This window comes from Nonomuraea sp. K271, from assembly GCF_009908215.1.
GTDB lineage: Bacteria > Actinomycetota > Actinomycetes > Streptosporangiales > Streptosporangiaceae > Nonomuraea > Nonomuraea longispora.
On sequence record NZ_JAAAHR010000402.1, the window covers coordinates 1 to 509 of the forward strand.

General features: G+C 68.0%; 1 pseudogene. It reads right to left on the reverse strand.

Annotated features, from left to right (window positions below):
- Positions 1–509, reverse strand: a pseudogene (locus tag GUY59_RS47175) (DNA-directed RNA polymerase subunit beta); the annotation flags it as partial.

Consider the following 509-nt stretch of genomic DNA (forward strand, 5'->3'; position numbering starts at 1 on the left):
CGCCACCAGGAGGTTCTTGCCGAGCGCCATCTCACCCTGGTCGGTGCACGGCCCGTCGGCGATCACCTGGTTGACCTCGACCCGGTCGCCCTCGGCGACGATGGGCTTCTGGTTGAACGAGGTGCCCATGTTGGAGCGCTTGAACTTCGCCACACGGTATGTCGTCTGCGTGCCGTCGTCGTTCGCGACCGTGACGTAGTCGGCCGAGATCTCCTCGACGACCCCCGCCTTCTCGGCGGTGACCATGTCGCCCGTGTCGGTCGCGGCACGGTATTCCATGCCGGTGCCCACCAGCGGCGCCTCGCTCTTGAGCAGCGGCACCGACTGCCGCATCATGTTGGCGCCCATGAGCGCGCGGTTGGCGTCGTCGTGCTCGAGGAACGGGATCATCGCCGTGGCCACCGACACCATCTGGCGCGGCGACACGTCGATGTAGTCGACTTCCTCGGCACGGGCCAGCTCGGTCTCGCCGCCCTTGGTGCGGACGAGGACCCGGGACTCGGCGAACG